At 33.1% G+C, this 26,045-nt stretch carries 23 protein-coding genes and 1 pseudogene; 23 read left to right on the top strand and 1 reads right to left on the bottom strand.

The window, feature by feature from the left end; translation table 11 throughout:
• Positions 1–11: 11 nt before the first annotated feature.
• The 21 genes from X926_RS05295 (at position 12) to X926_RS05395 (ending at position 22,367) form a co-directional block, all read left to right on the top strand.
• On the top strand, positions 12–1,364 hold the full coding sequence (locus X926_RS05295) for a hypothetical protein (protein ID WP_103065308.1): 1,353 nt from the start codon (positions 12–14) through the stop codon (positions 1,362–1,364).
• A gap of 58 nt (positions 1,365–1,422) precedes the next feature.
• The gene (locus X926_RS05300) at positions 1,423–2,097 is read left to right on the top strand and encodes a response regulator transcription factor (RefSeq protein WP_012207951.1); all 675 of its coding nucleotides are present in this window, start codon (positions 1,423–1,425) and stop codon (positions 2,095–2,097) included.
• A complete protein-coding gene (locus X926_RS05305; RefSeq protein ID WP_103065309.1) occupies positions 2,060–3,415 on the top strand; it encodes a cell wall metabolism sensor histidine kinase WalK in 1,356 nt (451 codons plus the stop codon). The genes X926_RS05300 and X926_RS05305 overlap by 38 nt, the downstream gene beginning before the upstream one ends.
• A gap of 134 nt (positions 3,416–3,549) precedes the next feature.
• Positions 3,550–4,434, top strand: a complete 885-nt coding sequence (locus tag X926_RS05310) for a YicC/YloC family endoribonuclease (protein ID WP_103065310.1) — start codon at positions 3,550–3,552, stop codon at positions 4,432–4,434.
• Positions 4,435–4,548: 114 nt separating this feature from the next.
• A complete protein-coding gene (locus X926_RS05315; protein ID WP_012207955.1) occupies positions 4,549–4,836 on the top strand; it encodes a DUF370 domain-containing protein in 288 nt (95 codons plus the stop codon).
• A gap of 2 nt (positions 4,837–4,838) precedes the next feature.
• Complete coding sequence (gmk, locus tag X926_RS05320; RefSeq protein ID WP_012207956.1) at positions 4,839–5,447, top strand: guanylate kinase; 609 nt, start codon at positions 4,839–4,841, stop codon at positions 5,445–5,447.
• Between the two features lie 25 nt (positions 5,448–5,472).
• Positions 5,473–5,691: a DNA-directed RNA polymerase subunit omega gene (locus X926_RS05325; RefSeq protein ID WP_012207957.1), complete on the top strand. Its 219-nt coding sequence runs from the start codon at positions 5,473–5,475 to the stop codon at positions 5,689–5,691.
• A 66-nt stretch (positions 5,692–5,757) separates the two neighbouring features.
• Positions 5,758–7,032 carry a serine--tRNA ligase gene (gene serS / locus X926_RS05330; protein WP_103065311.1) on the top strand — a complete coding sequence of 425 codons (1,275 nt, stop codon included), beginning with the start codon at positions 5,758–5,760 and terminating at the stop codon, positions 7,030–7,032.
• A 6-nt stretch (positions 7,033–7,038) separates the two neighbouring features.
• Positions 7,039–7,737: a 16S rRNA (uracil(1498)-N(3))-methyltransferase gene (locus X926_RS05335; protein ID WP_103065312.1), complete on the top strand. Its 699-nt coding sequence runs from the start codon at positions 7,039–7,041 to the stop codon at positions 7,735–7,737.
• Positions 7,738–7,753: 16 nt separating this feature from the next.
• Positions 7,754–8,590 carry a mechanosensitive ion channel family protein gene (locus X926_RS05340; RefSeq protein ID WP_103065313.1) on the top strand — a complete coding sequence of 279 codons (837 nt, stop codon included), beginning with the start codon at positions 7,754–7,756 and terminating at the stop codon, positions 8,588–8,590.
• A gap of 182 nt (positions 8,591–8,772) precedes the next feature.
• On the top strand, positions 8,773–9,450 hold the full coding sequence (locus X926_RS05345; protein ID WP_012207961.1) for a hypothetical protein: 678 nt from the start codon (positions 8,773–8,775) through the stop codon (positions 9,448–9,450).
• A gap of 2 nt (positions 9,451–9,452) precedes the next feature.
• Positions 9,453–13,280: a flagellar hook-length control protein FliK gene (locus tag X926_RS05350; RefSeq protein ID WP_103065314.1), complete on the top strand. Its 3,828-nt coding sequence runs from the start codon at positions 9,453–9,455 to the stop codon at positions 13,278–13,280.
• The gene (locus X926_RS05355) at positions 13,273–13,935 is read left to right on the top strand and encodes a flagellar hook assembly protein FlgD (RefSeq protein ID WP_103065315.1); all 663 of its coding nucleotides are present in this window, start codon (positions 13,273–13,275) and stop codon (positions 13,933–13,935) included. Before X926_RS05350 ends, X926_RS05355 begins: the two co-directional genes overlap by 8 nt.
• Before the next feature lie 42 nt (positions 13,936–13,977).
• Entirely contained in the window at positions 13,978–16,863 is a 2,886-nt protein-coding gene (locus tag X926_RS05360) for a flagellar hook-basal body complex protein (RefSeq protein ID WP_103065316.1), read from the top strand.
• Positions 16,864–17,032: 169 nt separating this feature from the next.
• Entirely contained in the window at positions 17,033–17,218 is a 186-nt protein-coding gene (locus tag X926_RS05365) for a flagellar FlbD family protein (RefSeq protein ID WP_012207965.1), read from the top strand.
• Between the two features lie 69 nt (positions 17,219–17,287).
• Positions 17,288–18,067 carry a motility protein A gene (locus X926_RS05370; RefSeq protein WP_012207966.1) on the top strand — a complete coding sequence of 260 codons (780 nt, stop codon included), beginning with the start codon at positions 17,288–17,290 and terminating at the stop codon, positions 18,065–18,067.
• Between the two features lie 17 nt (positions 18,068–18,084).
• Positions 18,085–18,957: a flagellar motor protein MotB gene (locus X926_RS05375; RefSeq protein ID WP_103065317.1), complete on the top strand. Its 873-nt coding sequence runs from the start codon at positions 18,085–18,087 to the stop codon at positions 18,955–18,957.
• Positions 18,958–18,983: 26 nt separating this feature from the next.
• Complete coding sequence (fliL, locus tag X926_RS05380; protein ID WP_012207968.1) at positions 18,984–19,511, top strand: flagellar basal body-associated protein FliL; 528 nt, start codon at positions 18,984–18,986, stop codon at positions 19,509–19,511.
• Between the two features lie 18 nt (positions 19,512–19,529).
• The gene (fliM, locus tag X926_RS05385; protein WP_012207969.1) at positions 19,530–20,609 is read left to right on the top strand and encodes a flagellar motor switch protein FliM; all 1,080 of its coding nucleotides are present in this window, start codon (positions 19,530–19,532) and stop codon (positions 20,607–20,609) included.
• 1 nt (position 20,610) lies between these two features.
• A complete protein-coding gene (gene fliY / locus X926_RS05390; protein ID WP_012207970.1) occupies positions 20,611–21,729 on the top strand; it encodes a flagellar motor switch phosphatase FliY in 1,119 nt (372 codons plus the stop codon).
• Positions 21,726–22,367 carry a hypothetical protein gene (locus X926_RS05395; RefSeq protein ID WP_012207971.1) on the top strand — a complete coding sequence of 214 codons (642 nt, stop codon included), beginning with the start codon at positions 21,726–21,728 and terminating at the stop codon, positions 22,365–22,367. The genes fliY and X926_RS05395 overlap by 4 nt, the downstream gene beginning before the upstream one ends.
• A gap of 5 nt (positions 22,368–22,372) precedes the next feature.
• Here the strand turns inward: X926_RS05395 and X926_RS05400 are convergent, their stop codons facing one another.
• Complete coding sequence (locus X926_RS05400) at positions 22,373–23,101, bottom strand: MBL fold metallo-hydrolase (RefSeq protein ID WP_012207972.1); 729 nt, start codon at positions 23,099–23,101, stop codon at positions 22,373–22,375.
• A 136-nt stretch (positions 23,102–23,237) separates the two neighbouring features.
• On the opposite strand from X926_RS05400, the gene X926_RS05405 reads away from it, so the two are divergent.
• Both X926_RS05405 and X926_RS10430 read left to right on the top strand, forming a co-directional pair.
• Entirely contained in the window at positions 23,238–24,968 is a 1,731-nt protein-coding gene (locus X926_RS05405; RefSeq protein WP_233186687.1) for an ABC transporter ATP-binding protein, read from the top strand.
• A 172-nt stretch (positions 24,969–25,140) separates the two neighbouring features.
• Positions 25,141–25,998 (top strand): annotated as a pseudogene (locus X926_RS10430) (ABC transporter ATP-binding protein); the annotation flags it as partial.
• Positions 25,999–26,045 lie beyond the last annotated feature (47 nt).

The raw sequence follows: 26,045 nt of genomic DNA on the forward strand, positions 1-26,045 counted from the left end.
GTGGTTAAAAGTTGAAAAAAGTACTGCTATTAATTATTGTCGTCGTTTCAGCCTCTTTTTACTTTTCAAATATTCACTTAAGTTTTAACGAAACACCGCTTGAAGAGGCACTAGAAAAACTTGAGGAAGTTAGTGGAAGTATTATTTTAACAAAGGCAAATACTTCAGGAAAAATTACGAAAGAAATAAATACTTTAGATTTAGAAAGCGCTTTAGATATTCTCTTATATTCTACCGATTATGAATACAAAAAAGTAGGAAATAATTTATATTTAGTGGGAGATTTTGATTTAATAATTCAAGGATCTGTACAAAATGCAACAGAGATTAACTTCAAAAATCTGGAAATAACAAAAATATCAAATATTCTGATGCTTTTAAACCAAAGAGTTAGAAAGGTCCCAGACTCTAACTTTAATAGTATAATTGTGTTTGGTAAGGACGAATTGTCATCTCAAATTTTAAATTTTTTCAATTTCCTTGATACTAACGCAGGAGATAACAAAATAATCACCTATTCATCTTCACATAAAATCTCAAAAAAACTCTATGATTATTTAATCGGTTTAGAAAAAAGCTATGGCGACTTTCCACTTGCAAGCAAGGATGCTATCGGATTTTTAGAATCAAACTTTTCAATTCTTACGGATCTAGAAAAAGTCGAATTTTATGAGAACTCTGATGTAAATCAAGCAGATGTTAAGTTTAAAGAAAATATTAATAATTATTATTTGGTAGAAAAAGATGGGGAGTATATTGTTTTAGTTACTTCTAAGTTTAATCTAGAAAACCTAACAGTATATGAAAAAGCAAACAATGTCTCAAATCTAGAAACTACGATAGGAGTAAGTTATCAATTTGATTCTAACGAGATTATATCCAGTATTTCTTTGCAGTTCAACAAGTCTTACTTTAAAATCTCTTCCAACTTCAATAACAACTTTAAATTTACCTATAAAACAACCTTGAATGATAATGTAAGCATTGGAGCTATACTGAAAAATCAAGAAAATCTCATAAATGTATCTTTTCTACTCGACGATTACGAAGATTTCAATAATTTTGCTTTATACGGTATACTTCAGGTGAACAGTCAGATAGAAGATCTAAATAGTATTTTAGTAGATATAAACGAATTAAGCTACGATTTAGTGGCTGCAAAAATTTATAGCATTGGAGAAAAACAAACCTCTGAATTCTCTTTATATCCAGGATTTGGTCTCTCAATAAGTAAAGAAGATCAAGCATCTATATATCTTAATTTCGGATCTCAGTACACTTTCACTTTTCAACAAAGCAGTGTTTTGCTTTCGTACTTATACCATCAAAGCTTACACACTATCAGTTTATCAATTGAATTTTAACTAGGGGCACTATTAAAGTTTTTAAAGACATTAATTTTAATTTTGGGGAGGATTACAAATGTTTAGAATTCTAGTGGTAGAAGATGATAAAGCAATCTCAAGACTTTTAGAGTTGGAATTAACTCACGTCGGCTACAACGTAAAAATAGCAAAAGATGGAGATGAGGCTTTAAAATTCTATGAAAATTTTAAGCCTGATATAATATTATTGGATATAATGTTGCCTATAAGAGATGGATTTGAAGTTGCTGAGGCAATTAGAGACTATGACAGTGATATTGGAATAATAATGATCACAGCCAAAGGAGAGTTGGAAAGCAAGGTTAAAGGTTTAAAAAATGCCGATGATTATGTAGTTAAACCTTTTGAAATAGAAGAAATATTGGCAAGAATAGAGGCTTTGTTAAAAAGAATGGGGAAAACTAAAGAACTAATAAAAGTAGGAGACATTGAGATTTATCCTCAAAACATGGAAGTTCTTGTAAACAAAAAAAATGTTCATTTGAGCCTCACGGAATTTAACATACTAAAGTTACTGGCTATCAATAAAAATATAGTTGTCTCAAAAGAAAAAATCTTAGAAGAGATTTGGGGATACTACGATGAAGAGAACAACAACTTAGTTGAAGTATACATCAATTATTTAAGAAAAAAATTGAAAGATTCCACACAAAATATAGAAACTGTGCGAGGTGTTGGTTACGTTATTAGGGAGAAAGAAAGTAAAACATAGTGCAATTTTTAGACAAACAATAGTTTTTACAGCCATTACTATGAGTATAGTATTGACAATTGTTGGCATAGTGAGGATCGTTTTTGTACAATTCACACTTCAAAGTTACAACGACATGTATATTGCACAATTGAATGTAAGTGGACTGAATAGGGGAAATGCTAACAATCCTCAGGAACCTCTAGATTTGCTTTACCAAATTATGCAAGATTCAAGTGTATTGAGAAGAAGTTTATTATCAAACAGGATCGTCATTCTAGACGGACAGTTGATTTCAGACCCTTATGGTTTGATAAAGGAGAATTTCAAAATTCCTAGGTTACCGTATCTTTATGAATCTGATGGAATGTACTACATCTTTGCAGGTGTTCCTATATTTGGTTCATCTCTTTTAATAGTCGGCGGACCATCTCTTGAGCTAACAGCTCTTTTGAGAAACTTTGAAAAAGCCGTTTTTGTCATAATAACGACTGGTCTTTTTATATCACTATTGGTATCTTATTTTTTAGCAAAAAGCACACTAAAACCAGTAGTCAAAATGGCAGAACAAATATCTGAAATAGATGCCAATACCATAGATAAGAGGATATCAGAACAAAAATCACAAGAATTCGATATCTTCGCACAAAAATTAAATTCTATGTTGGATAGAATTGAAAATGCTTTTGAAATACAAAATCAATTTGTATCTGATGTTTCACATGAGCTAAGAACACCTTTAACTTCTATAAATGGTTACATTAAAATGCTTAAAAGATGGGGGAAAACCGATCCCAAAATTATGGAAGAATCGTTGAACAGTATAGAGTCATCAAGTGAATATTTAAGGGATCTAGTTGATAAACTTCTGCTTCTCACTAAGAACGATTACCAAATTAAAAAGGAAATTATAGATGTTAAAAATGTAGTAGAAGAAACTTTGAACCTTTTTAAATTAGAATTGAACGAATTCAATATAGATATACAAGGAAAAAGTTTTACAGTGAACAGCTCTAACGAATATCTCTCTTTAATCCTCAAAATTTTCATTGAAAACGCAATAAAATACTCATCAAATCAAAAAGAGATAACAATAAAATTAGACCCAGATCAAAAGAGCATAAGTATACAAGACCATGGTATCGGTATTGAACAAACTAAATTAAAAAATATCTTTGAAAGGTTCTACAAAGTGGACTCTTCTCGAAGCGATAAAGGCCATGGATTAGGATTATCAATAGCAAAAAAACTAGCTGATGCATTAGATATTGAATTAAAAGCTTATTCTGAATTAGGTAAAGGAAGCACTTTTACGTTGACTTTTTTGAGTCAGCTGTAAGATGGTCCGAATTATCTTATCTCACCTGAATAACGACGATGAGGCCGAATTATTCGTGATTAAGTTAAAAAATGTCTTAAAATTTTTGAATTATTGACTTTTTAATGTATAATAAACATAAAGGGGGCGAAATTATGCGAAGTATGACCGGTTATGGGAGATTAACAAAAAATATTGGCGATTATAGCTATAATGTAGAAATAAAATCTCTCAACTCCAAAAATCTAAACATCAACACTTCAATCTCACCTTTGTTTTCTCCATTAGAATTACATATTCAAAATCTTGTGAAAAAATACTTCAAAAGAGGAACCTTGCGAATTTCTGTAGATATAAAATTATTGAAAACAGACGACATAATCGATGTTGACTTAGGGCTAGCTAAAGCCTATTACAACGCCCTCAACAGTTTGATCAACGAACTGCATTTAGCAGATGATGTTAATTTAGAAGATCTGTTAAAATTTAAAGATATTGTTAAAATTTCCATTGATGAAAAAACTATCGATGATATTTGGGAAGGTGCGAAAGAAGTTTTAAAAGAGGTTATCGAAACCGTATTGAAATATCAAAAGGAAGAAGGGAAAGATCTAAAAGACTTTCTTGATGGCTATTTGACTGAACTTGAAGATATCATTATTAAAATAGAGGAAAATGCTCAGCAAATGAAAGAAAAATATAGAGAACAGTTAAAACACAACGTTAATTCTTTGATCAGTAATATAGATAGCATCGATGAAAATAGGTTAGAAATGGAAATAGTCTTATTAGCAGAAAGAGCCGACATTAGCGAAGAAATGGATAGATTAAAAAGTCACACTAGAAGGTTTAAAAATTTTCTAGAAAATGAAAATAATAACGACAGTATAGGGCAAGAACTAGATTTTATCTGTCAAGAAATGCATAGGGAATTAAACACGATCGCCTCCAAGTCAAAAATTTTAGATATAACTAACCTTTCCTTGGAAGGGAGAACCCTGGTTAATAAAATTCGAGAGCAGGCTCAAAATATTCATTGAACTATGGTAAGCGTTTAATAATATGTTAGGAAACTACTTGTAAATTGCATTTTAAAGGTGTTTAAGGCAAGGATGGATCTTAGCTAAATCTTTTTGTTGGTGGAGGTGTTCTTCATGTATGGATTAATTAACATAGGTTTTGGAAATATCGTTGTTGGTGATAGGGTTATAGCCATTGTTTCTCCTACTTCTCAACCTTTAAAAAGATTAAAAGAAATCGCCGAACAGCAAGGAAAGTTATTAGAAGTAAACCACGGAAGAAAAACTAGAGCATTTATAATAACCGACTCTGGCCATGTTATAGCCAGCGCAATCCAACCAGAAACAATTACCAATAGATTTTTGCAGAACTATTATGACATAGAAAAAGTTTTGGATAAAATACGCAAGGAAGTACTATAAAAATGGAGGGTTTACTTTACATCGTTAGTGGACCATCAGGTGCAGGAAAATCTACATTGATAAAAAATGTTTTAGACAAAATTATTGGCTTTTCATTTTCTGTTTCCTATACCACAAGAGAAAAAAGACCAGGAGAGATTGACGGAAAAGATTATTTTTTTGTTGATAAAAGCACCTTTTTTAAAATGAAAGAAGATGGAGAATTTCTCGAGTGGGCTGAGGTTCATGGAAATTATTATGCAACTTCCAAAAAATTTATTGAGGAAAAGTTAAAAGAAAGTCGAGGCCTTGTTTTAGATGTCGATGTTCAAGGAGCTTTAAATATTAAAAAAATTTATAAGAACGCCATATACATTTTTATTTTACCTCCCTCAAATGAGGATCTAGAAAAAAGACTAAAAAAAAGGGGTACCGAATCAAAAGATTCTTTGGAAATAAGGCTAAAAGATGCACAGTGGGAGATTTCTCATATGAAAGATTTCGATTACGTTATTGTCAACCAGGAAATTGAAGAATCAACAAATCAACTCATATCAGTTCTCGTGGCAGAACAACTTAAGAGAGAAAGGTTCGATGACAAAACTCCGTTTTTTTTTAAAAAACAACTATGAATTTTAAATTAAGAGGTGAAATCAAATGAATTTGGGAATAAATTACGATAGAATATTAAATAAAGCGAAGTATAAATATGTAATTCCTATTATTGCAGCTAAAAGGGCTGAAACTCTGAAAAACTTAGATGAATTGAAAGGAATTACTGAGAAAAAAGACTACGTAAGCATCGCCTTAAAAGAATTAGAAAACGGTAAAATACAAGTCAAAAATTCAGCTTTATTAGATAGTTTAAGTAAATAATCCAATTCAAGGTGAGGCGAAGGGACGCTAAATAAAGTTTTAAAACATCCATTTTGGGAGGGTAAAATGCTAGATTTAAAATATATCCGAGAGAATCCACAAGAAATAAAAGAAGCCTTAATGAAAAGAAACAATGAAACTTCCATAATAGATGAAATTATCTCTTTCGATGAAGAGAGAAGAAAATTGTTGCAACAAATCGAAACTCTTAGAGCCCAAAGAAATCAAAATTCAAAATTAGTTGCTAAATTAAAAGCCCAAAAGAAAAATGATGAGGCTGAAGAAATAATTATCCAGGGAAAGGAAATCTCTGAACAAATAAAAAATCTGGAATCAGATTTGAAAAATATTGAAGACAATTTAAATTATAAATTATTATGGGTGCCTAACATTCCTGACAGCGATGTACCCGTTGGAAAGGATGAGAACGAAAATCTCGAAGTAAGAAGATGGGGAAAACCACGAGAATTTGATTTTGAACCAAAAGCTCATTGGGATTTAGGCACAGAATTAAACCTCTTAGATTTTGACAGAGCAGCTAAACTAAGCGGATCTCGATTCACCATCTTAAAAGGTGACATAGCCCGTTTAGAGTTGGCTTTAATCAACTTTATGATCGATTTACATACAAAAGATCACGGTTACACCTTTATACTGCCTCCACATCTAGTTACAAAAGAAACTATAACCTCTTCAGGTCAACTGCCGAAATTCGAAGACGATTTATATAAAACTTCTTTGGATCAAATGTACCTTATTTCTACCGCCGAAGTTTCTCTGGCTGGTTTACATAGAAACGAAACCTTAGAATTTAATTCACTCCCCTTAAAATACGTTGCTTATACACCTTGTTACAGAAGAGAAGCAGGTAGTTATGGAAAAGATGTAAGAGGAATGATCAGACAACACCAATTCGATAAAGTAGAATTATTTTGGTATACAACTCCTGAAGAATCCTCTCAAGCGTTGGAAGAATTAACAAGTCACGCAGAAAAGGTGCTGCAACTTTTGAATTTACCTTATAGAGTTGTTGCTCTCTGTACCGGAGATTTAGGTTTTGCAGCAGCCAAGACTTATGATTTGGAAGTATGGTTACCTAGCTACAATGATTATAAAGAAATATCGTCATGTTCTAATACAAAAGATTTTCAAGGAAGAAGAGGAAACATAAGGTACAGGGATAGAGAAAATAAGTTAAATTTTGTTCACACACTAAATGGTTCAGGATTAGCAGTTGGAAGAACTTTAGTAGCTATAATGGAAAATTATCAAACGGCTAATGGCAAGATAGAAATTCCTGAAAAACTCATTCCTTACATGGGAAAAGAGTTCATAGGTTGATTATAGATGCCAAATACGTTTTACGGGAAAAAAGTAAATGAAAAAATTATTCTAAACGAAGAAGAAACTGCACACTTAAAAATAACAAAAAAAGTCGAGGGAGAAACAATAAAAGTAATAACAGGTGATGGGTTATTATTCACGGCAACAATAGTAAAAATAGGTAAAAAAGAAACGATCCTTACAATCATAGACAAAGAAGAACAACAAGAAGATTACAAACCATATGTATCAGTATATTTGGGCATGAGTAAATGGGATAGAATGCACTTACTATTAGAAAAAATGATTGAATTAAGGGCAAATAGTTTTTACCTTTACCGCGGGGAAAAATCGGATATAAATTATACAAATTTGAATAAATTCCAAAGAACTATAATAGAAACATCCAAACAAACTGTTTTTGCCCATATCCCTCAAATTAATTTTGTACAATTTGAGGAAATTCCCAAGAAAGACACGATAGTACTAGACTTAGATGGAACAAATGACAATTTAGGAAAAGTCTTAAAAGAGTTAAAGGGTGCACAGAAAATAAACTTAGTTGTTGGCCCAGAATATGGATTTTCAAAAAGAGAAAAAGACTTTTTTTCTACAAACGAATTCAAAACTGTTAATTTGGGTAAAAGTATCTTTCGTTTTGAAACTTCTGCTATATATGCAATGAGTATCATTAACTATGAATACAACAGGTTATTTATTTAATAAGGGGGGGTTCAAAATGCCAGAATGGCTCCAAACAACTATCAATTATCTAATAAGAATTGGTATCAGTGTTGCAATTCTCTTTATCGCAAGGTATTTAGCAAAATTTATCTATAGAATCATAATAAACACAGCAGAAAAAAGCGGTAGAGTAACGCTTCAATACAGGAAATCTTTAATGACAATATTGAACATAACTATGTATACCTTAGGTGGTTTTATCATTATTTCTATTATTTTTACCAACCTAAGCGCTTTTTTAGCTGGGTTAGGTATTGGCGGTATAATAGTAGCCTTTGCAGTACAAGAACCTCTTGGTAACTTAATCTGTGGATTTTTAATAATGTTGAACCATCTTGTAGTAGATGGTGAAGCTGTCGAAATAAATGGAATATCTGGATCAGTAGAAGAGATAAACGTTAATCATGTGGTCATAAGAACATGGGATGGAAGAAGAGTCAACCTTCCCAGTAGAGAAGTTTGGTCAAGCAAGATCATTCATTATTGGCCTACAAACATAAGAAGAAACGAGGTAAAAGTTGGAGTATCTTACTCATCCGATCTAAACAAGGTAATAAACGTAATAGATGAAGCAGTACGATCAGCCGAATTAGTGCACATAGATGATGACCATCAACCGCTAATCGTTTTTGATGGTTACGCCGATTCTTCAATAAACTTCATTGTAAGGTTCTGGGCAAAACAAGAAAATTTTATAAATTCGTCGATGGATGTAGCAAAATCAATTAAACAAAAATTCGAAGAAAATAAAGTTGAAATACCTTTTAACCAATTAGACCTTCACATAAAAGAAGTTCCCAATGAAATAACACAAAACAAAGAAAATATTTAAATTATAGAAATTTTCAAAAAGGCGGTGTAAACCGCCTTTCTTAATTTTACTGTACTGTGCAAAAGTTTTTTCATAATGCTTTGAAATAACTTCCAAATTCTCATTTGCGAAGCAAATGATGTTTGTGTTTAGGAAAATTGACTATTATAAAGAAAAATATTAGTGTAAGGAGGAAATTTCCAATGCAAAAAAAACAAGAAGAAAATCCGAAACCAAAAAAAAGATCGGGGAAAAAATTCTTAAGAATTATTCTAATTTCCTTGATTGTGGCTATTTTTCTACTTGGAGTTGGTTACATCTACTTCGAATATAATAGGCTTTCGTATCTCAATTTGAATCTTCAAAACAGTTGGAGAAGTTATATGGCATATTTAATCGATTTTATACCAGGATTAAGAAATTTATCTAATTATGAATATCTGGAGATTTCAGATCCTTTCTATTTGCAAAAGGAACTGTTAGATAGCAAACTCAAAGCTATACAAGACGAAAGAGAAAAATTAATTGCCGAACAAAATGAATTACAAAAACTTTTAGACCAAATTTCACAAGAAAGTGCAAATTTAATGGCTCAAAGAGAAGAATTAGAAAAGTTAAATCAAGAATATCAACAAAAAATTGACCAATACAACGATTACAATGCCAGAATAAATACCCTAGCCAATTGGCTGGCTAGATCAACCCCTCAACAAATTGCTAACGCTTTAAGTAGAGAAGAAGTAAGCGTGGAATTATTAGTAGATGCACTCGCAACGCTTGAATCAAAATCAGCCGCTGAAATACTGCAAGCTCTTGCGCTTGTTAACCCACAAAAAGCTGCTGAAGTAATAGCTAAAATGGGAGAAAAAAGGAGCGAATAATTTTGAACGTTGCCTTAACTGATCTTACAACTAATTTACCCAAATCAAAAAACATTAATCACTTTACTGCGAATGCATCTAATGCTAAATTAGAATCCTTCGATCAAAAATTTCAAGACATTGTCAATGGAATAAATAACGAAGGATTTCGTTCTAACAATGCTCCTACGACTGAAAAAAAAGTAATAACTAATAATCGAGACAATCCTTCTATAGATCTTTTAATTAAAACTAACGAAAAATCAAACAATGAGTTATTGGTCATACAGAATACAAATGATTCGAAAGATTTAATAATCTCAAACACTAAAAAAGACAAATATATCAAATTGAACGTCGATCAATTACTCCTACTCATAGAAGCTTCTACCAAAAACACTAAAAACATCGATGAAAAGGAATTATTAAATCAAGCTCAAAAAATATTATCTTCTTCCAAAACCCAATTCACAGAAGAAGATAAAAAAGTATTACAAAAAGCTTTTAGCATTATTATAAAAGAAAGTAAAGATAGTCAGGGTAGTAATACTGAAATACCTTTAGAAGGTTTAATCAAGCATTCTAAGTCCATAGAAGAAAGTCCCAACATTATGTCACAGAACAACGTCCATTCAAAAGAAACCAATCAGGTTGTCAACTCTGATATCCAAAAATTATTACAGTTAATAGAAGAAAGCTCAAAAACCATAGAAAACAAAGATGAAATCAATACATTAGAACAAGCTCAAAAAATACTTTCATCTTCCTATAAAACAGAGTTTACAAAGGCTGAACTAGAGACATTACAAAAAGCCTTAAGCATAATCATAAAAGAAAGTAAAGGTAATCAGCCTAGTAACAATGAAGATAGCAAGGCTATTAATAGCCAAATACCTTTAGAAAGTTTAATCAAGCATTCTAAATCTACAGAAGAAAGTCTCTCCACTCTGTCACAACAGAACCTTTATTCAAAAGTTTCAAAAGAATCCGATCAGGATGTTCAAGCCAATATCCAAAAATTATTACAGGTGATAGAAAAAAACTCAAAAAGTATAGAAAACAAAGATGAAATCAATACATTAGAGCAAGCTAAGAAAATATTGTCTTCTTCTAAAACCCAACTCACAGAAGAAGATAAAGAGGTATTACTAAGTCAACTTCAAGAATTATTTTCTTCTCTTAAAATCCAGCTCCCCGAAGAAGATAAAAAAGAGTTATTAATTCAAACTCAAAAAATATTGTCTTCATCCAAAACAGAACTTACAAAAGAAGATAAAGAGGTATTACAAAAAGCTTTTAGTATTATCATGAAAGAAACTAAAGCAAGTAATACTGAAATACCTTTAGAAAGTTTAATCAAGCATTCTAAATCTACAGAAGAAAGTCTCTCCACTCTGTCACAACAGAACCTTTATTCAAAAGTTTCAAAAGAAGCCAATCAGGATGTTCAAGCCAATATCCAAAAATTATTACAGTTAATAGAAAAAAATAAAAAAAGTACAGCAGACATAGTTGAAATCAATACATTAGAGCAGGCACAAAAAATATTATCTTCCCCTAATACCCAACTCACAGAAGAAGATAAAGAGGTATTACAAAAAGCTTTTAATATTATCATGAGAGAAAGCAAAGACAGTCGACCTAGCAATAGCGAAATACTTTTAGAAGGCTTAATTAAGCATTCTAAACCCACAGAAGAAACTTCTCCTACTCCGTCACAACAGAACCTTTATTCAAAAGTTTCAAAAGAAGCCAATCAGGATGTTCAAGCCAATATCCAAAAATTATTACAGTTAATAGAAAAAAATAAAAAAAGTACAGCAGACATAGTTGAAATCAATACATTAGAGCAGGCACAAAAAATACTATCCTCCTCTAAAACAGAGTTTACAAAGGCTGAACTAGAGATATTACAAAAAGCCTTAAGCATAATCATAAAAGAAAGTAAAGGTAATCAGCCTAGTAACAATGAAGATAGCAAGGCTATTAATAGCCAAATACCTTTAGAAAGTTTAATCAAGCATTCTAAATCTACAGAAGAAAGTCTCTCCACTCTGTCACAAAACAATCTGCATACAAAAGTTTTACAAGAATCCGATCAGGATGTTCAAGCCAATATCCAAAAATTATTACAGGTGATAGAAAAAAACTCAAAAAGTTTAGAAAACAAAGATGAAATCAATACATTAGAACAAGCACAAAAAATACTAATTTCTTCAAAAACTGAACTCACAAAAGAAGATAAAAACGAGTTACTAATTCAAGCCCAAGAAACAGTATCTTCTCCTAAAATCCAACTTACAGAAGAAGATAAAGAAATATTACTAACTCAAGTTCAAGAATTATTGTCTTCCTCCAAAACCCAATTCACAGAAGAAGATAAAAGAGAGTTATTAAATCAAGCACAAAAAATACTATCCTCCTCTAAAATAGAGTTTAAAGAGGCTGAACTAGAGACATTACAAAAAGCTTTCAACATTATCATAAAAGGAAGCAAAGTCACTCAGGGTAGTGATAGTAAAGATAGAAAGGCTATTAATAGTCAAACATCTTTAGATGATTTAATTAAGCGTTCTCAATCCACTCAAACATCTTTAGAAAGTTTAATTAAGCCTTCTAAATCCACAGAAAAGAATCCCACCATTTTGTCACAAAACAATCTGCATTCAAAAGGTTCACAAGAAACCACTCAGATTGCTCAATCTGACATTCAAAAATTATTATCCACAATACAAGAAAGCTCAAAAAATACAGGAAATAAAAACGAGATCCATGCATTAGCGCAAGCACAGAATACACTAATTTCTTCAAAAACCGATCTCACAAAAGAAGATAAAGAAATATTACTAACTCAACTTCAAGAATTTTTGCCTTCCTCTAAAGCCCAGCTTGCAGAAAAAGAGAAAAACGAATTATTAAAACAAGCTCAAAAAATACTTTCATCCACCTCCAAAATAGAATTTACACCTGACGAATTAAATATAATTAAAACTGCTCTTGGTATAAATACCAACAATAATTCAAAGATGGGAAATTCTTCGTCAAACCTAATTGGAGAAACAACTCTCACAGTCAATTCCTTGATTAAGGGAAATACTGATAAAACAAAGAATAATAAAAATGAGAATAATGATTCTATAAAAGCAATGCAATCTGATCAAAAAGCAGATCTTTTAAATACAAAAAACAATCTTGGTAAGAATGTGTATTTTGACCCTTATGAAACCAGAAAAAATAACGTCAGCAAAGATAAAAACTCTGAATTACAAAAGGACAATACCGTTAAACTGACACCAACCAGTAATTTGGGAGACATCAGCAAAAATTTAAATATCGAACAATTAAAAATCGATCCAAGCACTAATGAAATAGGTTTAAAATCCCTACAAATCAACAAAAATAATATACAAGACGGTATCCCTACAACCAATCTAAAAGATTTAAATGCTCAAATAAAGGAAGTAATTATTTCTAAAAACACTCAAACCTTTCTAAACGAAAGTTTCTCAGTGAAAATATCTCCTCCAGACTTAGGAAAAGTCGATATTCAGATATTAAAAAACGGACAAGCTGTAACTGTTAACATATCAACAGAAACCGAAAATGCAAAAAATATTATATCAAAAACATTACAGTCTTTAGTTGGAAATTTAAGGGATGAAGGCTACCAACCTATTAGTATAAAAGTGAATGTCACACAGGAAGAACATTATCTAGCCGATCAAAATCAACAACATCAACAAGAGCAAGAGCAGAAAAAATACAATGAAGAAGATCATAATGGCGATCAATCAGAAGAAGGAACTTACTACACTTTTGATGAATATTTAAGGAGTGATTTGAATGCTTAACTCAGTATCGATGGATTCTATATATCAAAGTACCTATGAAGCAAAAAAAGACAGAGAAATTAAAAAAGAATTAGACAAAGAAGCCTTTTTGCAACTGTTAATCACAGAATTACAAAATCAAGATCCAACACAACCAATGGAAAACAAAGATCTTGTAGCTCAGCTTTCTCAACTATCTTCCACTGAACAAATAACCAACATGAGCCAAGCAATTCAAGAAATGGTCAACTCCCAAATGTCGCTCAATAAATTGCAAGCTGCAAGCTTGATAGGAAAAACTGTTGTGGTGAATGACAACACTATTGATTTGCAAAGTGGGGTAGCAGAGGGAATAAACTATGGAATAAATAACAGCTCCCAAGTATATTTAGAGATTTACAATTCAAATGGACAATTAGTTTATACAGAAGATTTGGGTATGCAGGAAGCAGGCTTACACTCATATGTTTGGAGCGGAAGAAACAACGATGGAACTATGATGCCTGATGGAGAATATCTCTACGGGATTTACACCATAGAAAATGGCCAAATGGTTTTAAACTCTGGTGTAAAAAGTGGGATTGTCGAAGCCGTGAAGTTCTTAGACAATGAACTTTACCTACTTATCAACGGTGAAATGTATCCTTATTCGGTAGTGAATGAGATTAGCGCCTAAATTCAAATTATTAAAAAATATTATAGATAGGAGGAGTATATCATGCTGGGATCAATCTACTCTGGAATCACAGGTTTAAGGAATTTTCAAGATCAACTCGACATAGTTGCAAACAATATCGCTAACGTTAATACAGTAGGTTACAAAGGTTCAAGGGCAACATTTCAAACGCTTCTTTTTCAAAACTTACGTTCAGGAATGGCACCTCAAAACCAATTAGGTGGGATAAACCCCATGCAAATTGGTGCAGGATCACAATTAGCTTCTATAGACAAAATAATGACACAAGGGTCCCCTATGTCCACAGGCAAAGTTACCGATCTTATGATCCAAGGAGAAGGTTTTTTTATACTTTCAGATGGAACAGATCAATACTATACCCGTGCAGGCAACTTCACTAGAGATTACAATGGATTCTTCTTAGAGCCAGCGACCGGTATGAAGTTACAAGGTTGGACAGCACAAGTCGATGAAGAAGGAAATAGGTTTATTGATACCAACGAACCCATAGGAGATATCCAAGTGTCAGCCAATCAAATAATGGAGGCGACAGAAACATCTTTTGTGGCTCTCGCAAACAATTTAAACGCTGGTGTAGGTATCCAAGACACTACAATTGTTGTAAAGAGTACAACAGGTGAAAGTATACCTATCAAATTTTCTTTCACAAGGGACATGAGCAGCGAAGAAAACAAAGATAAAAATGTTTACAATTGGACGGCGAGTGTAGTTGGTTCTGATTACAAATTTGCACTTTACGATAGTTCAACTGGCTATTTAACTTCAACTAACGAAATTACAGGAAAAGTTGAGCTTGACAATACTGGAAATGTAATTAATTGGGTTAATTACGATGGTAGAGGAGTCCCTATAGATAATAGTAAAATTTCAATTAATGAAATAGTGGATAAAAATGGTGCTCCTGTTTCTCTAGAAGCCGCTGCGCCAGTTTCTGCAGAACTCCTGGGAAGTATTAGTGTGAAAGATAGTTCGGGAAATGCGGTTTATTATGATCCCACTAGTACAAAAGTTTCTTTTATCGATACGGATAATGATGGTGATGCAAATCAAGTTAAAATAACTTTGACCATGGAAGGTGGAACTACTTTAACTTTTACAGCAGAAGATGCAGACGGGTTTACAATTGGTGAATTTAACACTTTACTTGCGACAGGAATAGAGCATAAGGATGTTAATGGGGTTGTGGATTACACTCTCACAGGATTGAAGCTAACAGGAGGAGCTGATACAGATATTCTCACTATTCAAACTATTTCCGACCTAAAATCCCAGATTGACCCTAAATCTGTAATTACATCTGCTTTAGTTCCTGCAACGCTTGAGGGAAGTATTAGTATGACAAACGGATCTGGAGATCCGGTTTATTTTCCTCCGCAAAATATAAAAGTTTCCTTCAACGGAACGGATGTTACAATAACCTTAAAGGATTCAGACGGTGACGTTTTAACTCTTACAAAAAATGAAACCGATTTTGGAGATGGAAATGGAGAAATTACAATTAAAGAATTCAACGATTTAATGTTAGAAACTGGGAGTGGAGTAACAAATGGCACTTACACCCTCAAAGGATTGAAGCTAACAGGAGGAGCTGATACAGATACTATCGATGTTCAGGTTCTTGATGGCGTACAGTCTGTTAGTATTCCAGAACCCGCCTCTGCAGAAGTCGCTACACCAGTTTCTGCAACCCTTACAGGAAGCATAACACTTACAGATGAAACAACGGGAGAAACGGTTTATTATGATCCAGAAAATATCGATATTGAGATTAAAGGTACTGTATTCTCAATAACATTGACCAAGAAAGATGGTACTATTTTAACTTTTACAAAAGATGCAACCTCTTTTGGAAACAACGATGCAGAAATTTCAATTGAAGAATTCAACGATTTACTGTCAGAGGGAATAGTTGATGAGTCTGGAACTTATACCCTTACAGGTTTGCATTTAGTTGGAGATTCTGATACATATACTATAAATAATCAGTCTCTTTCCGATTTAAAATCTGTCAGAGAAATGATTCAGACACCTTTAGGTGGAGCAATAAGACTCACTGATCTTAACAATCCAACCAATTTTTCAGAAGCTGAGTATGTAAACCCATCTGTGACAACATCAACCGTAGTATACGATTCTCTAGGTAACCCTTACAATGTTTACTTAAGATTCTCAAAAATAGATGCCAATACTTGGTATTGGAAGGCAGAATTAGAAGATGGGCACCCATTATTTAAAAGTACCACCGATGGTCAATTACTCGACGATCCTGCCGAAGGGGTAATAGCCTTCGACGCAAACGGTAACATAGCTGCAACTCAATGGAAAATTAATCCTGACGGTACCATAGATCAAGATCTCAAAGATGGCGACAACGGAGCAGCAGGTTTCTGGTTTGACCCAGCAAAGGTGGGAGCTGCTTTAAATGATGAGGTTGATCCTGAATCAGCTGCTGCTGCAGGTCCCGTTAACGTTTCGATTAATTTTCAAGAACTTACTCAGTTTTTTGCAGAAAATTCTATAGCGGTTACTGAACAAGATGGAAATGCTCAAGGGACCTTAGAATCTTTTGCCATAGATAACAATGGACTTATTATAGGTTCTTTCACAAACGGTTTAGCAGCCCCATTAGGGCAAATAGCCTTAGCCACTTTTAACAATCCTGAAGGTTTATCTGCTACAGGTAACTCTATGTACGCTATGAGCCCAAACAGTGGCACTCCACAAATAGGTATTTCTGGAGTTGGAGGAAAAGGTAGTATTAATTCAGGGGCTTTGGAAATGTCGAATGTGGATTTAGCAGAAGAATTCACCAACATGATCATAGCTCAAAGAGGATTCCAAGCAAATTCAAGGAGTATAACTACGGCAGATGCGATTCTTAACGAAATTATAAACATTAAGAGATAATTTTTATCTTTGTGGGCGGAAGGTGGGTAGCGAACAAATTTTAGAACGAGCTTAAAAGTTCAGACGCTATAAACGTTCTACTACCCACTCACTTTTTAAAGAAAATAGTTGTCTATGCTTATATTGTAACATCGAATATCATAACAGAAACTAATATTGGGGGATTAAGATGATTAAACTCACAAAATTAAACAATGAAGAATTTTATATTAACCCATATCAAATTGAAAAGATAGAGTGCCACCCTGATACGACCATAACGATGATGAACGGGCATGTTTACGTCGTTAAAGAAAGTATTGAAGAAGTTAAGAAAAAAGTGGTAGAATTAAATAAAGAGATTTTTGGCAAATAAGGTAAGTATTATAATTTTTGAGCAAACTTTTTATAATTGGAATAGCGCAAAACAAGAGGTGGGATAGTTGTGGATATATCAACAATAATTGGTTTAGCCTTAGCGATAGCTGCAATAGTTGTGGGTGCAGGAAGTGAATTTACAACTTTAATAGATATACCTTCTTTTTTTATAACCGTGGTAGGATCTGTTGGCGCAACTTTCATCGCCCATCCAAGTTCAAACTCTTTCAAAATGTTTAACATGATCCTTGAAGCATTCAAAAATCCTAAGATAGACAACCTTGAAACTTTGAGGACCTTGTACTCGTTCTCTGAAAAAGCAAGACGAGATGGAATGATATCTTTAGAAGAAGATATACCGAGTGTTAAAAGTGATTTTTTACGAGATGGATTGAGAGCTGCCGTCGATGGAACGGATCCTGAAGAAATCAAAAAAATACTGGAAGTGAAGATGGATATGTATCAAGAAACAGAGGAAGATAAGATCTCAGTTTTAGATACTTGGGGAGCCATGGCTCCAGCCTGGGGGATGGTAGGAACTTTGATAGGATTAGTTTTGTTGTTGGATACTCTTAGCGATCCAACAACTATTGGTCCGAGGATGTCCCTTGCTCTGATTACAACCTTATACGGTGCTCTTATTGCATACATATTTGCTCTTCCCCCTGCTGAAAAACTAAAAAAAAGGGTGGATAAAAATATTAACCAGATGCGAATGATGTTGGAAGGTATATTATCGATAGTACAAGGTGAAAATCCACATTTGATGGAAGAAAAGCTAAAGGCGTTTCTCAGTGAAGAAGAAAGACGTGCCTATGAGGCAGAAAAAGGTGAAGCTGTTTTGTAATCGTGAGGTGATATTTTATGCCTAGAAAGAAAAGAGAAAAAACTGGTGATGCTAAATGGATGCAGACTTTCAGCGATATGACTACCTTGTTGCTGACTATGTTTATTGCATTGTTTTCTATGGCTACTATATCACCGGGAAAATTTCAACAGGCGGTTGTTAGTTTGCAAAATGTTTTCGAAGGACAACCAATTGGGGTACTAGTTGGAGGCAGAAGCATATCCGACGAACCCTTGATCACTTCTAATCCTGGAATTAGGCAAGAACTATTAAAAATTATTGAAGATGAAAAGTATAAAGGGAAAATCACTATTGAGGAAACTGATAAAGGGACGATAATATCTATGAGGGATATTGCCTTTTTCAGACCAGGGAGCGCTGAATTAACTGCCGAAGCTAAAGACCTGCTTTATAGGATAGGTACAATAATATTAGAGCACACATCTAACGCTATTGAAGTGTATGGTTTTACGGATGATCAACCAGTTTTACCCTCAAGTGTATACCCTTCTAATTGGCATTTGAGTGCAGCTAGAGCGGCAAGTGTTGTTAATTTTTTTACCATAGAATTAAAAAATAGAAGGTTATTGGAAAAGATGGCTGAGATAAATTCTGGGCAATTTGATATAGATTATTTTTACAATTCAGACAGATTCTTTCCCATTGGTGAAGGAGATAGCGAAATCGCTAAGGAAATTTCCCTATTAAGGTCGGAGATTGATTCTCGAAAATCCATCGCCTTTGATCAATTTACTGAAGGAGAATTAAACTCCGCACAGTTACAGCAAATTGAAAGGGAGCTAGAAAATGAATATAATACAAGATTGAATGAATTACGGCAAAAATACAGAAGGATAGATATTCTTATACTAAGGCAAAGAGTAAGATAAGTGCAAGACAGTGGAGGCGAAAGATTTTGGAAAATGAAAATATAACTTCAGAAGAGGGAAAAACCAGAAAGTCAAAGCCATCTTTTTTAATGACTTTAATAATAGTCATAGTTGTTGCTTTAATAATATCAGGAATTACGTCTTTTTTTATAGTGAGAATCTTGACATCCAATGTTTCTTCAAGTTCTGATCAATCTTCGCAAGTATCCGCTACTGCACCTGCTAAAGTATTATTGATCATGGAAGGTTCCAGATATACTATGATGTTAAAAGGAGGATACGACATTGCTGTAATAGATTCTTTACAGCTAGATGTTGGAAGCAGCCAGGCAAGAGATTTAATAACTTCCAACAAATTGGAAGTTTTAGAGGCTATAAGAATGATATTTATGAATAAAACAAGAGGTGAGCTTTCAACTCCACAAGGCATAGAATTAACTAAGAAACAAATAAAAGATTCTTTAAATGAAATGCTGGGATTTACAGGTGAAAGGGAAAGCTTGGGTGTTGTAAAAGTGACAATGATTATAATGACTATAACAACGAGTCAATAATGAAAAAGAGGTGTTTTTATGCCTGAAGATGAGACCCTTACACAGGAAGAAATAGATAGTATTTTAAAATCAATGAGTTCTGGAGAGAGCCCCGAAGAAGTTCTTGAAGAGTATCAGGAAGAAGAAAGAAGAATAAAAGATTACGATTTTAGAAGACCCATGAAGTTTTCACGGGAGCAACTAAGAACTCTCCAGTTAATCCATGAAAGCTTTGCAAGAGAGCTATCTACTTATCTTTCAGGCAGAAGCAGAACATTCGTCGATGTTAAATATGCTAGTATCGATCAAATCACCTTTTCAGAATTCCAAAAATCATTGAACTCCCCAACATTTATCGTTATCTTTTCGTCCGAAGCTTTTTCAGGAAGCGCTATTCTACAAATGGGCTTAGATTTAGGATACGTCATAATAGATAGACTTTTAGGAGGGCCAGGAAACACTCTTGAAGAGATTAGACCTCCCACCGAGATAGAAATGAACATTTTGAGAAAAGAATCTGCAGTTATGTTGAGAATGCTATCAAAATCATGGTCGAATATTGAAGAATTTGACGCCAACTTGGAGAATTTAGAAACCAATCCCCAATTTGTTCAAGTTGCCCCTCCAAATGAGATGACAATTCTTATAACACTTTCTGTTACTATAAAAAACGTACAAGGTTTTGTCAATCTTTGTTTTCCATCTTCTTCGTTGGAACCTTTGAACGATAAATTGACAACAAGAATGTGGACAACCTCTTACAGACATACTGAAGAATTTAAAGAAAATCTAAGACAATCGTTGTTGCTTTCAAAATTAAATTTGTCTGCTATACTTGGCAAAACAGAGATATATTTAAATGATTTTTTGAATCTTGAAGTCGGGGATGTAATCCGCTTAGATTCTTTTTACGATGAGCCCATAGATCTAGAAATTGAAGAAAGACCGATATTCAAAGTAAATGTGGGTAAGAGTAAAGGTTTTTACAGTGTAAAGATCGTTGAGAAAAACAAAGAACTTTTAGAAAGACTTCTTGTTGAAGAGAGTATGAAAAAAAAGACGAAAAAGCTTGATTCTTCTGAAAAAGATGAAGATACAGAAAAAACAGGAGATGAATAAAATGCCTGAAAACGAAGACCGTATTCTAAATCAAAGTGAATTGGATTCATTATTAAAAGGGTTAAATAACACCGATGATCCAAAGGAAAGCGAAGAAACCTCAACAGTAGATGAAAAACTAGACGCACTTTTGGATATGATTGGTGAAATTGCAAATATCACTATGGGTTCAGGAGCAACAACCCTTTCAACTTTACTAAGAAGAAAGATAGAAATCCAATATCCTCAAACAGATATTATTAAATTTAAAAATATCATTACCAATTTTGAAGGAGAAAATGTTGTTGTTACAGTAGAGTACAAAAAAGGTTTGTATGGCTTGAACACCTTGGTATTACCTTTGAATTTAACTAATATAATAGCAGATTTAATGCTGGGAAAAGACCTAGAGAATATCGAAGAGAGGGAATTAGATGATATTAGTTTAAGCGCAGTTTCTGAAGCAATGAATCAAATGATGGGTACAGCTTCAACCGCCTTATCAGATTTTCTAAAAACCAATATTGATATCTCCCCGCCTAGCAGTCGAGTTGTGAATTTTTCAGAAGCCAATATCGAGTTTCCTCCCATAGAAACAGACAAAGAAGCTTATGTTATCTCTATAAAGTTCAACGTGAAGATCAACGGAATAGCCGAAACAACGTTCTGGCAATTTATACCCATGAAATTTGCTCAAAAGATTAGAGAACTTGTGGAAAAAACTTTTGGTAAAACTACAGAAGACGAAGAAAGCTCAAAAAATTCAAATACACAGAAAAGAAGCAATTCCAACGTGATCAAAGAAAAAAAGGTCAAAGTTCAACCTGTAGAATTTGGTGAATTTGAAAAAAAGGAGGAGCCTATTTCCCCAAATATAGATCTATCAAAGTTGGAACTTTTGCTTGATGTCCCCTTAGAACTAAAAGTTGAGTTAGGATCAACCAAATTAAATCTTAGAGAGATTTTAGAATTACACGAAGGGTCTATGATACAGTTAAACAAATTGGCAGGTGAGCCTTTGGATATATATGCCAATGGAAGATTAATTGCTAGAGGCGAAGTTGTTGTTATCGATGAGAATTTTGGAATTAGGGTTACAGAGATCGTCTCATTGAGAGAAAGGATGAAAACTCTGAAATGATAATTAAGAAATATTTCCTTTTATCCTTCCTTGCTTTTTCCACATTCATTTTTGCTCAACCAAGCTTAGAAAGCCTTTTAGAGAGTTATTTGGGTTACAAAAAATTAAGATTTGATATTAATATTCAGTTTCAAATAACTGAGAATAAAGAAATTTCTGCTGAAGTAAGTTATATTGATAACAGATATTTAATTTTTACCTTTAAAAAACCATCTTTATTTGAAGATATTTATTATTGTTACGATTTTTTCGAGTCAGTTTTTTACACAAATGTTCATGAGGAAGTAGATGAATACGGTCAAATATCCATACTTACAGCCACTATTCCTGATTTGCTTTCATCTTTTTTACCTTTTTTTGATCCGGAAAATTTTGATGTCGTTGCCACAGAAGTAGGTGAATATGAAATCCAGCAATATATTCCGAAAACCCGAAACTTCTTAAGATTGCTTAATATAGATTTTACTAAATTCAATATTTACTATTTTAAACCTTATGAAAATATAAAGGTTTTAGAAAAGTTAGAAATTTTGAATTCTCAAGAGAGTAAAAAGGTCATTATAGAAATTAAAGAAATCGCACCTCTACCTAATGAAGAAGCAGATATCGAATTGAAAAAAGTTCTGTTGTCTTCATAGTTTTGTTATAAATGAGCTAAATCTGGCAGGGAGTAATCTGCGTACCTTTTTTCCAAATTCTCTCCGTTTTTCTTCCTTTTTAAATAGGTCAATTGTTCTTTTAGGATCTTTTTGCTTTCTGGCTTCCCATGTCCTGGAAAAACCGTTTCTATATCTAAGGAAGATAAGTTATTTAATCTAGATATCCACTCATCAACATTCGAATTGAGTATTTCTGCATGTACCTTAGAAAATACGAGATCACCACTTATTAAATATCCTTGCGGTTTAAGGATATAGATTGTTGAATCTAAAGTATGTCCACCAATATTTTCTGCTGACAAAATTTGGTCTCTTAGGAGAAGAAAAATAGAATTTTCGAAAATGATGATATCTTTTTCCCTTAAAGCCTCTTTGAAATTGTTAAAATTATAGTCAGCTATTTTTGAACTTTCTTTTAGAAACGTAGGATCCAAGGTATCAAGAAACTCCAATGTTTTTTTGTTCATATACAGATCAAATTTGCGTTTGCTAAAAACAGCTCCAAAGGTGTGGTCAGGGTGAAAATGAGTGAAAAAAACCTTTTTTAATTTTTTTGAAGTACGCTCTTCAACTATTTTGACCATATCTTCAAATTTTCTTGGATAAAGAGAGCTATCAAAGGCTGTCAATCCATCATCATACTCTAAAAATGTAACAGAGCTTGCGCCATTCTCGAACCAAAAATTGTAAACGTTATCGTAACTTTCAAACATACAAATCACCTCTAAAAATATATAGTTAGCGCCTCTTATTATTTTTAAGTTCTAATATATTTTTTCGATAAAAACAATTGATATTCCTCGAACCAAGTGATATAATTTTGTTAGGAATACTAATCAATTTGGGACGGTGAATCTTTTGATCAAAGAGTTTCTAAAAAAATATTGGTGGAGATATCTCATTGGGATTCTCTTTCTTGTAACCGTTGACATTATTCAACTATTTATTCCAAGAGAAATTGGAAGCATAGTCGATATACTAAACACACAATCTCCGAACCTTAATCAAGTTAAAACGCTAATCTTCGGAATAATCATGTTAGCTTTAGGATTAGGAATTGGTAGAGTTTTTTGGAGAATTTCAATTATTGGAGCCGCTAGGCTTTTTGAATATCAAACATGGAAAAATATGTTCGACCATATCATCGGTTTAGACCAAGATTTTTTCGACAAATGGAGAACTGGAGATTTGATGACTAGGTTCACTTCTGATGTTTCTACGTTGATGCGTATGCTAGGAATTCTGGTTATAATGCTCGTTGATACAATAGTATTGACGACCTTGACCGTTTTTGCAATGGGTACTTTTGTGAATTGGAGATTGACCTTTATATCGGTACTGCCTCTTCCTTTAATAGCAATTATATCACTCTTTTTTGGAAGATTCATTCACAGAAGATTCAGAGAATTACAAGAAAAAACTTCTGAGTTATCTAATATAACTGAAGAAAACGTCTCTGGTGTGGATGTTGTAAAGTTGTATTCTAACTATGATACCATGCAAGAGATATTTGACAACAAGTCTCAAGAGTTCTATAATTCTTACATTCGCTTGGTAAAAGTTTGGGGATTGATGTTTCCCTTAGCCATGTTAGTAGGACAATTAGCAACTATTTTTGTTTTCAATTTTGGTGGACCCATGGTAATAAACAATCAGATAACCCTTGGAGACTTCATAATGACAAATCAATATATCGGAATGTTGATATGGCCAATGATGGCGGTTGGAAACCTAATCAACCTAATACAAAGAGGAAGAGCTTCTTTAAAAAGGGTTAATGAAGTTTTAGAACAAAAAAATTCCATTCAAGAACCTCCAAGAGAAGATTTTGAATTTCAGGGACACTATCAAATCAACCATCTAACTTTCAAATATCCAGGTTCACAAAGAGAAGTTTTGAAGGATATAAACATGAATATAAACCCTGGAGAAATGGTAGCCTTTGTTGGAAGAATAGGTTCAGGAAAATCTACATTAGCAAAGCTCCTTGTAAAACTATACCCAGTTGAAAGAGGACAGATATTTTTAGACGGAAAAGATATTAACGATGTGAATGGTGAATTTATAAGAGACTATGTTTCTTATGTACCACAAGATAGTTTCTTATTTTCAATGACGATAAGAGAAAATATAGCTTTTGCTAATGAAAAAATGGAAGACAAAGTGGAAGAATTTGCAAAACTTTCTCATGTACACGATGACATAATGAGCTTCGAAAATAAATATGACACAATAGTTGGAGAAAGAGGAGCCACACTTTCTGGTGGCCAAAGGCAGAGGGTTACCATTGCAAGAGCTCTAGCCAAAAGATCAAAATGGATAATACTAGACGATTGTCTTTCCGCTGTAGATACCGAGACGGAAGAAGAAATAATCAAAACACTTAGACAACAAGCGGAAGGCAAAACAATTCTTGTTATATCCCACAGGCTCAAAGCGGTTAAAAATGCCGACCAAATCTATGTGTTCGACAATGGACAAATCGTTGAAAGCGGTAATCACAATCAGTTAATCTCACAAGAAGGTATTTACTATTCTATGTACATGAAACAATTAATAGAAAAAAATTTGGAGGAGTAGAGTAATGGCTTCTGTTCATGAGGAAATATTTTTAGAAGAAAAAGAAAAAAGCGAAGGCGATCTCAAAACTTTCCTGAGACTGTGGGTGTATATAAAAAAATACAAGTTACTACTTTTTTTGACCTTTTTAACTTTGGCTATAGCAACGATAATAGAGTTAGCGTTGCCAGTTTTCATACGATATGGGATTGATAATGTAATTAATGTGAATTATTCGTTTGATCTAGTCCCTGAAAGCGAAACACAATTTGTTGAACAGGAGAATGGAGCTTATAATCTAGAAAAAAGAGACAACAACTATTATATGGTTAACAATCAAACAGGCGAAAGAATACAAGTCTCAGGCGAGCAATATTCCCAATACTTTGACATAGCTATTCGAAAAATACAGATTTTTAGCCTTATTTTTATATCAGTGCTTGTGGGACAATTTCTTTTAAATTACGGTCAAGTTTTCTTTGCCAACGTAGTTGGCCAAAAAGTTATTTTTCACCTGAGGAAAGACTTATTCAGCCATATATTAAAACTCAAATATACATATTTTGAAAAAAATCCTCCAGGCAAAGTTACCACACGTGTGGTTAATGATACCCAAAATTTATCGGATTTCTTCAGTGATGTTGTAACAAGTTTGCTTAAAGATATAGCTATAATAATTGGGGTGATCATTTTAATGATGGTCCTAGACTTTGAACTTAGTTTGTATACAATGTCTATGTTCCCAGTTATTGTAGTTTCAGTTGTGTTATTCAGACATTTTGATAGAAAAGCCTACGACAAAGTCAGAACTAGAATATCTGCCTTAAATTCCTACTTAGCCGAAAATTTAGCTGGAAGTAATGTCACAAGATTATTCAATCAAGAAGAAAGAAAGAAAAAGGAATTCGATTACATGAGTACAAAGGTATATCGTGCTAATTTGCAACAAATGTATGTATTTGCGATCTTTAGACCTTTGATGAGTCTATTACAGTATTTTACGATTAGTATTTTGCTTTGGTTTGGTTCCTTGCAGTTAACAGATGGGCAAACAACCTTTGGAACCATCTATGCTTTCACTTCTTACATAGATATGTT

Origin of the sequence: Petrotoga sp. HWHPT.55.6.3 (assembly GCF_002895495.1) — a bacterium.
In the GTDB taxonomy this organism is placed as follows: Bacteria; Thermotogota; Thermotogae; order Petrotogales; family Petrotogaceae; genus Petrotoga; species Petrotoga mobilis.

What these genes read in the sequence shown, in the direction of transcription:
- X926_RS05300 (WP_012207951.1), top strand. Translation starts at nt 1,423, where the DNA reads ATGTTTAGAATTCTAGTGGTAGAAGATGATAAAGCAATCTCAAGACTT.
- X926_RS05310 (WP_103065310.1), top strand. Translation starts at nt 3,550, where the DNA reads ATGCGAAGTATGACCGGTTATGGGAGATTAACAAAAAATATTGGCGAT.
- X926_RS05315 (WP_012207955.1), top strand. Translation starts at nt 4,549, where the DNA reads ATGTATGGATTAATTAACATAGGTTTTGGAAATATCGTTGTTGGTGAT.
- gmk (WP_012207956.1), top strand. Translation starts at nt 4,839, where the DNA reads ATGGAGGGTTTACTTTACATCGTTAGTGGACCATCAGGTGCAGGAAAA.
- X926_RS05325 (WP_012207957.1), top strand. Translation starts at nt 5,473, where the DNA reads ATGAATTTGGGAATAAATTACGATAGAATATTAAATAAAGCGAAGTAT.
- serS (WP_103065311.1), top strand. Translation starts at nt 5,758, where the DNA reads ATGCTAGATTTAAAATATATCCGAGAGAATCCACAAGAAATAAAAGAA.
- X926_RS05335 (WP_103065312.1), top strand. Translation starts at nt 7,039, where the DNA reads ATGCCAAATACGTTTTACGGGAAAAAAGTAAATGAAAAAATTATTCTA.
- X926_RS05340 (WP_103065313.1), top strand. Translation starts at nt 7,754, where the DNA reads ATGCCAGAATGGCTCCAAACAACTATCAATTATCTAATAAGAATTGGT.
- X926_RS05345 (WP_012207961.1), top strand. Translation starts at nt 8,773, where the DNA reads ATGCAAAAAAAACAAGAAGAAAATCCGAAACCAAAAAAAAGATCGGGG.
- X926_RS05355 (WP_103065315.1), top strand. Translation starts at nt 13,273, where the DNA reads ATGCTTAACTCAGTATCGATGGATTCTATATATCAAAGTACCTATGAA.
- X926_RS05360 (WP_103065316.1), top strand. Translation starts at nt 13,978, where the DNA reads ATGCTGGGATCAATCTACTCTGGAATCACAGGTTTAAGGAATTTTCAA.
- X926_RS05365 (WP_012207965.1), top strand. Translation starts at nt 17,033, where the DNA reads ATGATTAAACTCACAAAATTAAACAATGAAGAATTTTATATTAACCCA.
- X926_RS05375 (WP_103065317.1), top strand. Translation starts at nt 18,085, where the DNA reads ATGCCTAGAAAGAAAAGAGAAAAAACTGGTGATGCTAAATGGATGCAG.
- fliM (WP_012207969.1), top strand. Translation starts at nt 19,530, where the DNA reads ATGCCTGAAGATGAGACCCTTACACAGGAAGAAATAGATAGTATTTTA.
- fliY (WP_012207970.1), top strand. Translation starts at nt 20,611, where the DNA reads ATGCCTGAAAACGAAGACCGTATTCTAAATCAAAGTGAATTGGATTCA.
- X926_RS05395 (WP_012207971.1), top strand. Translation starts at nt 21,726, where the DNA reads ATGATAATTAAGAAATATTTCCTTTTATCCTTCCTTGCTTTTTCCACA.
- X926_RS05400 (WP_012207972.1), bottom strand. Translation starts at nt 23,101, where the DNA reads ATGTTTGAAAGTTACGATAACGTTTACAATTTTTGGTTCGAGAATGGC.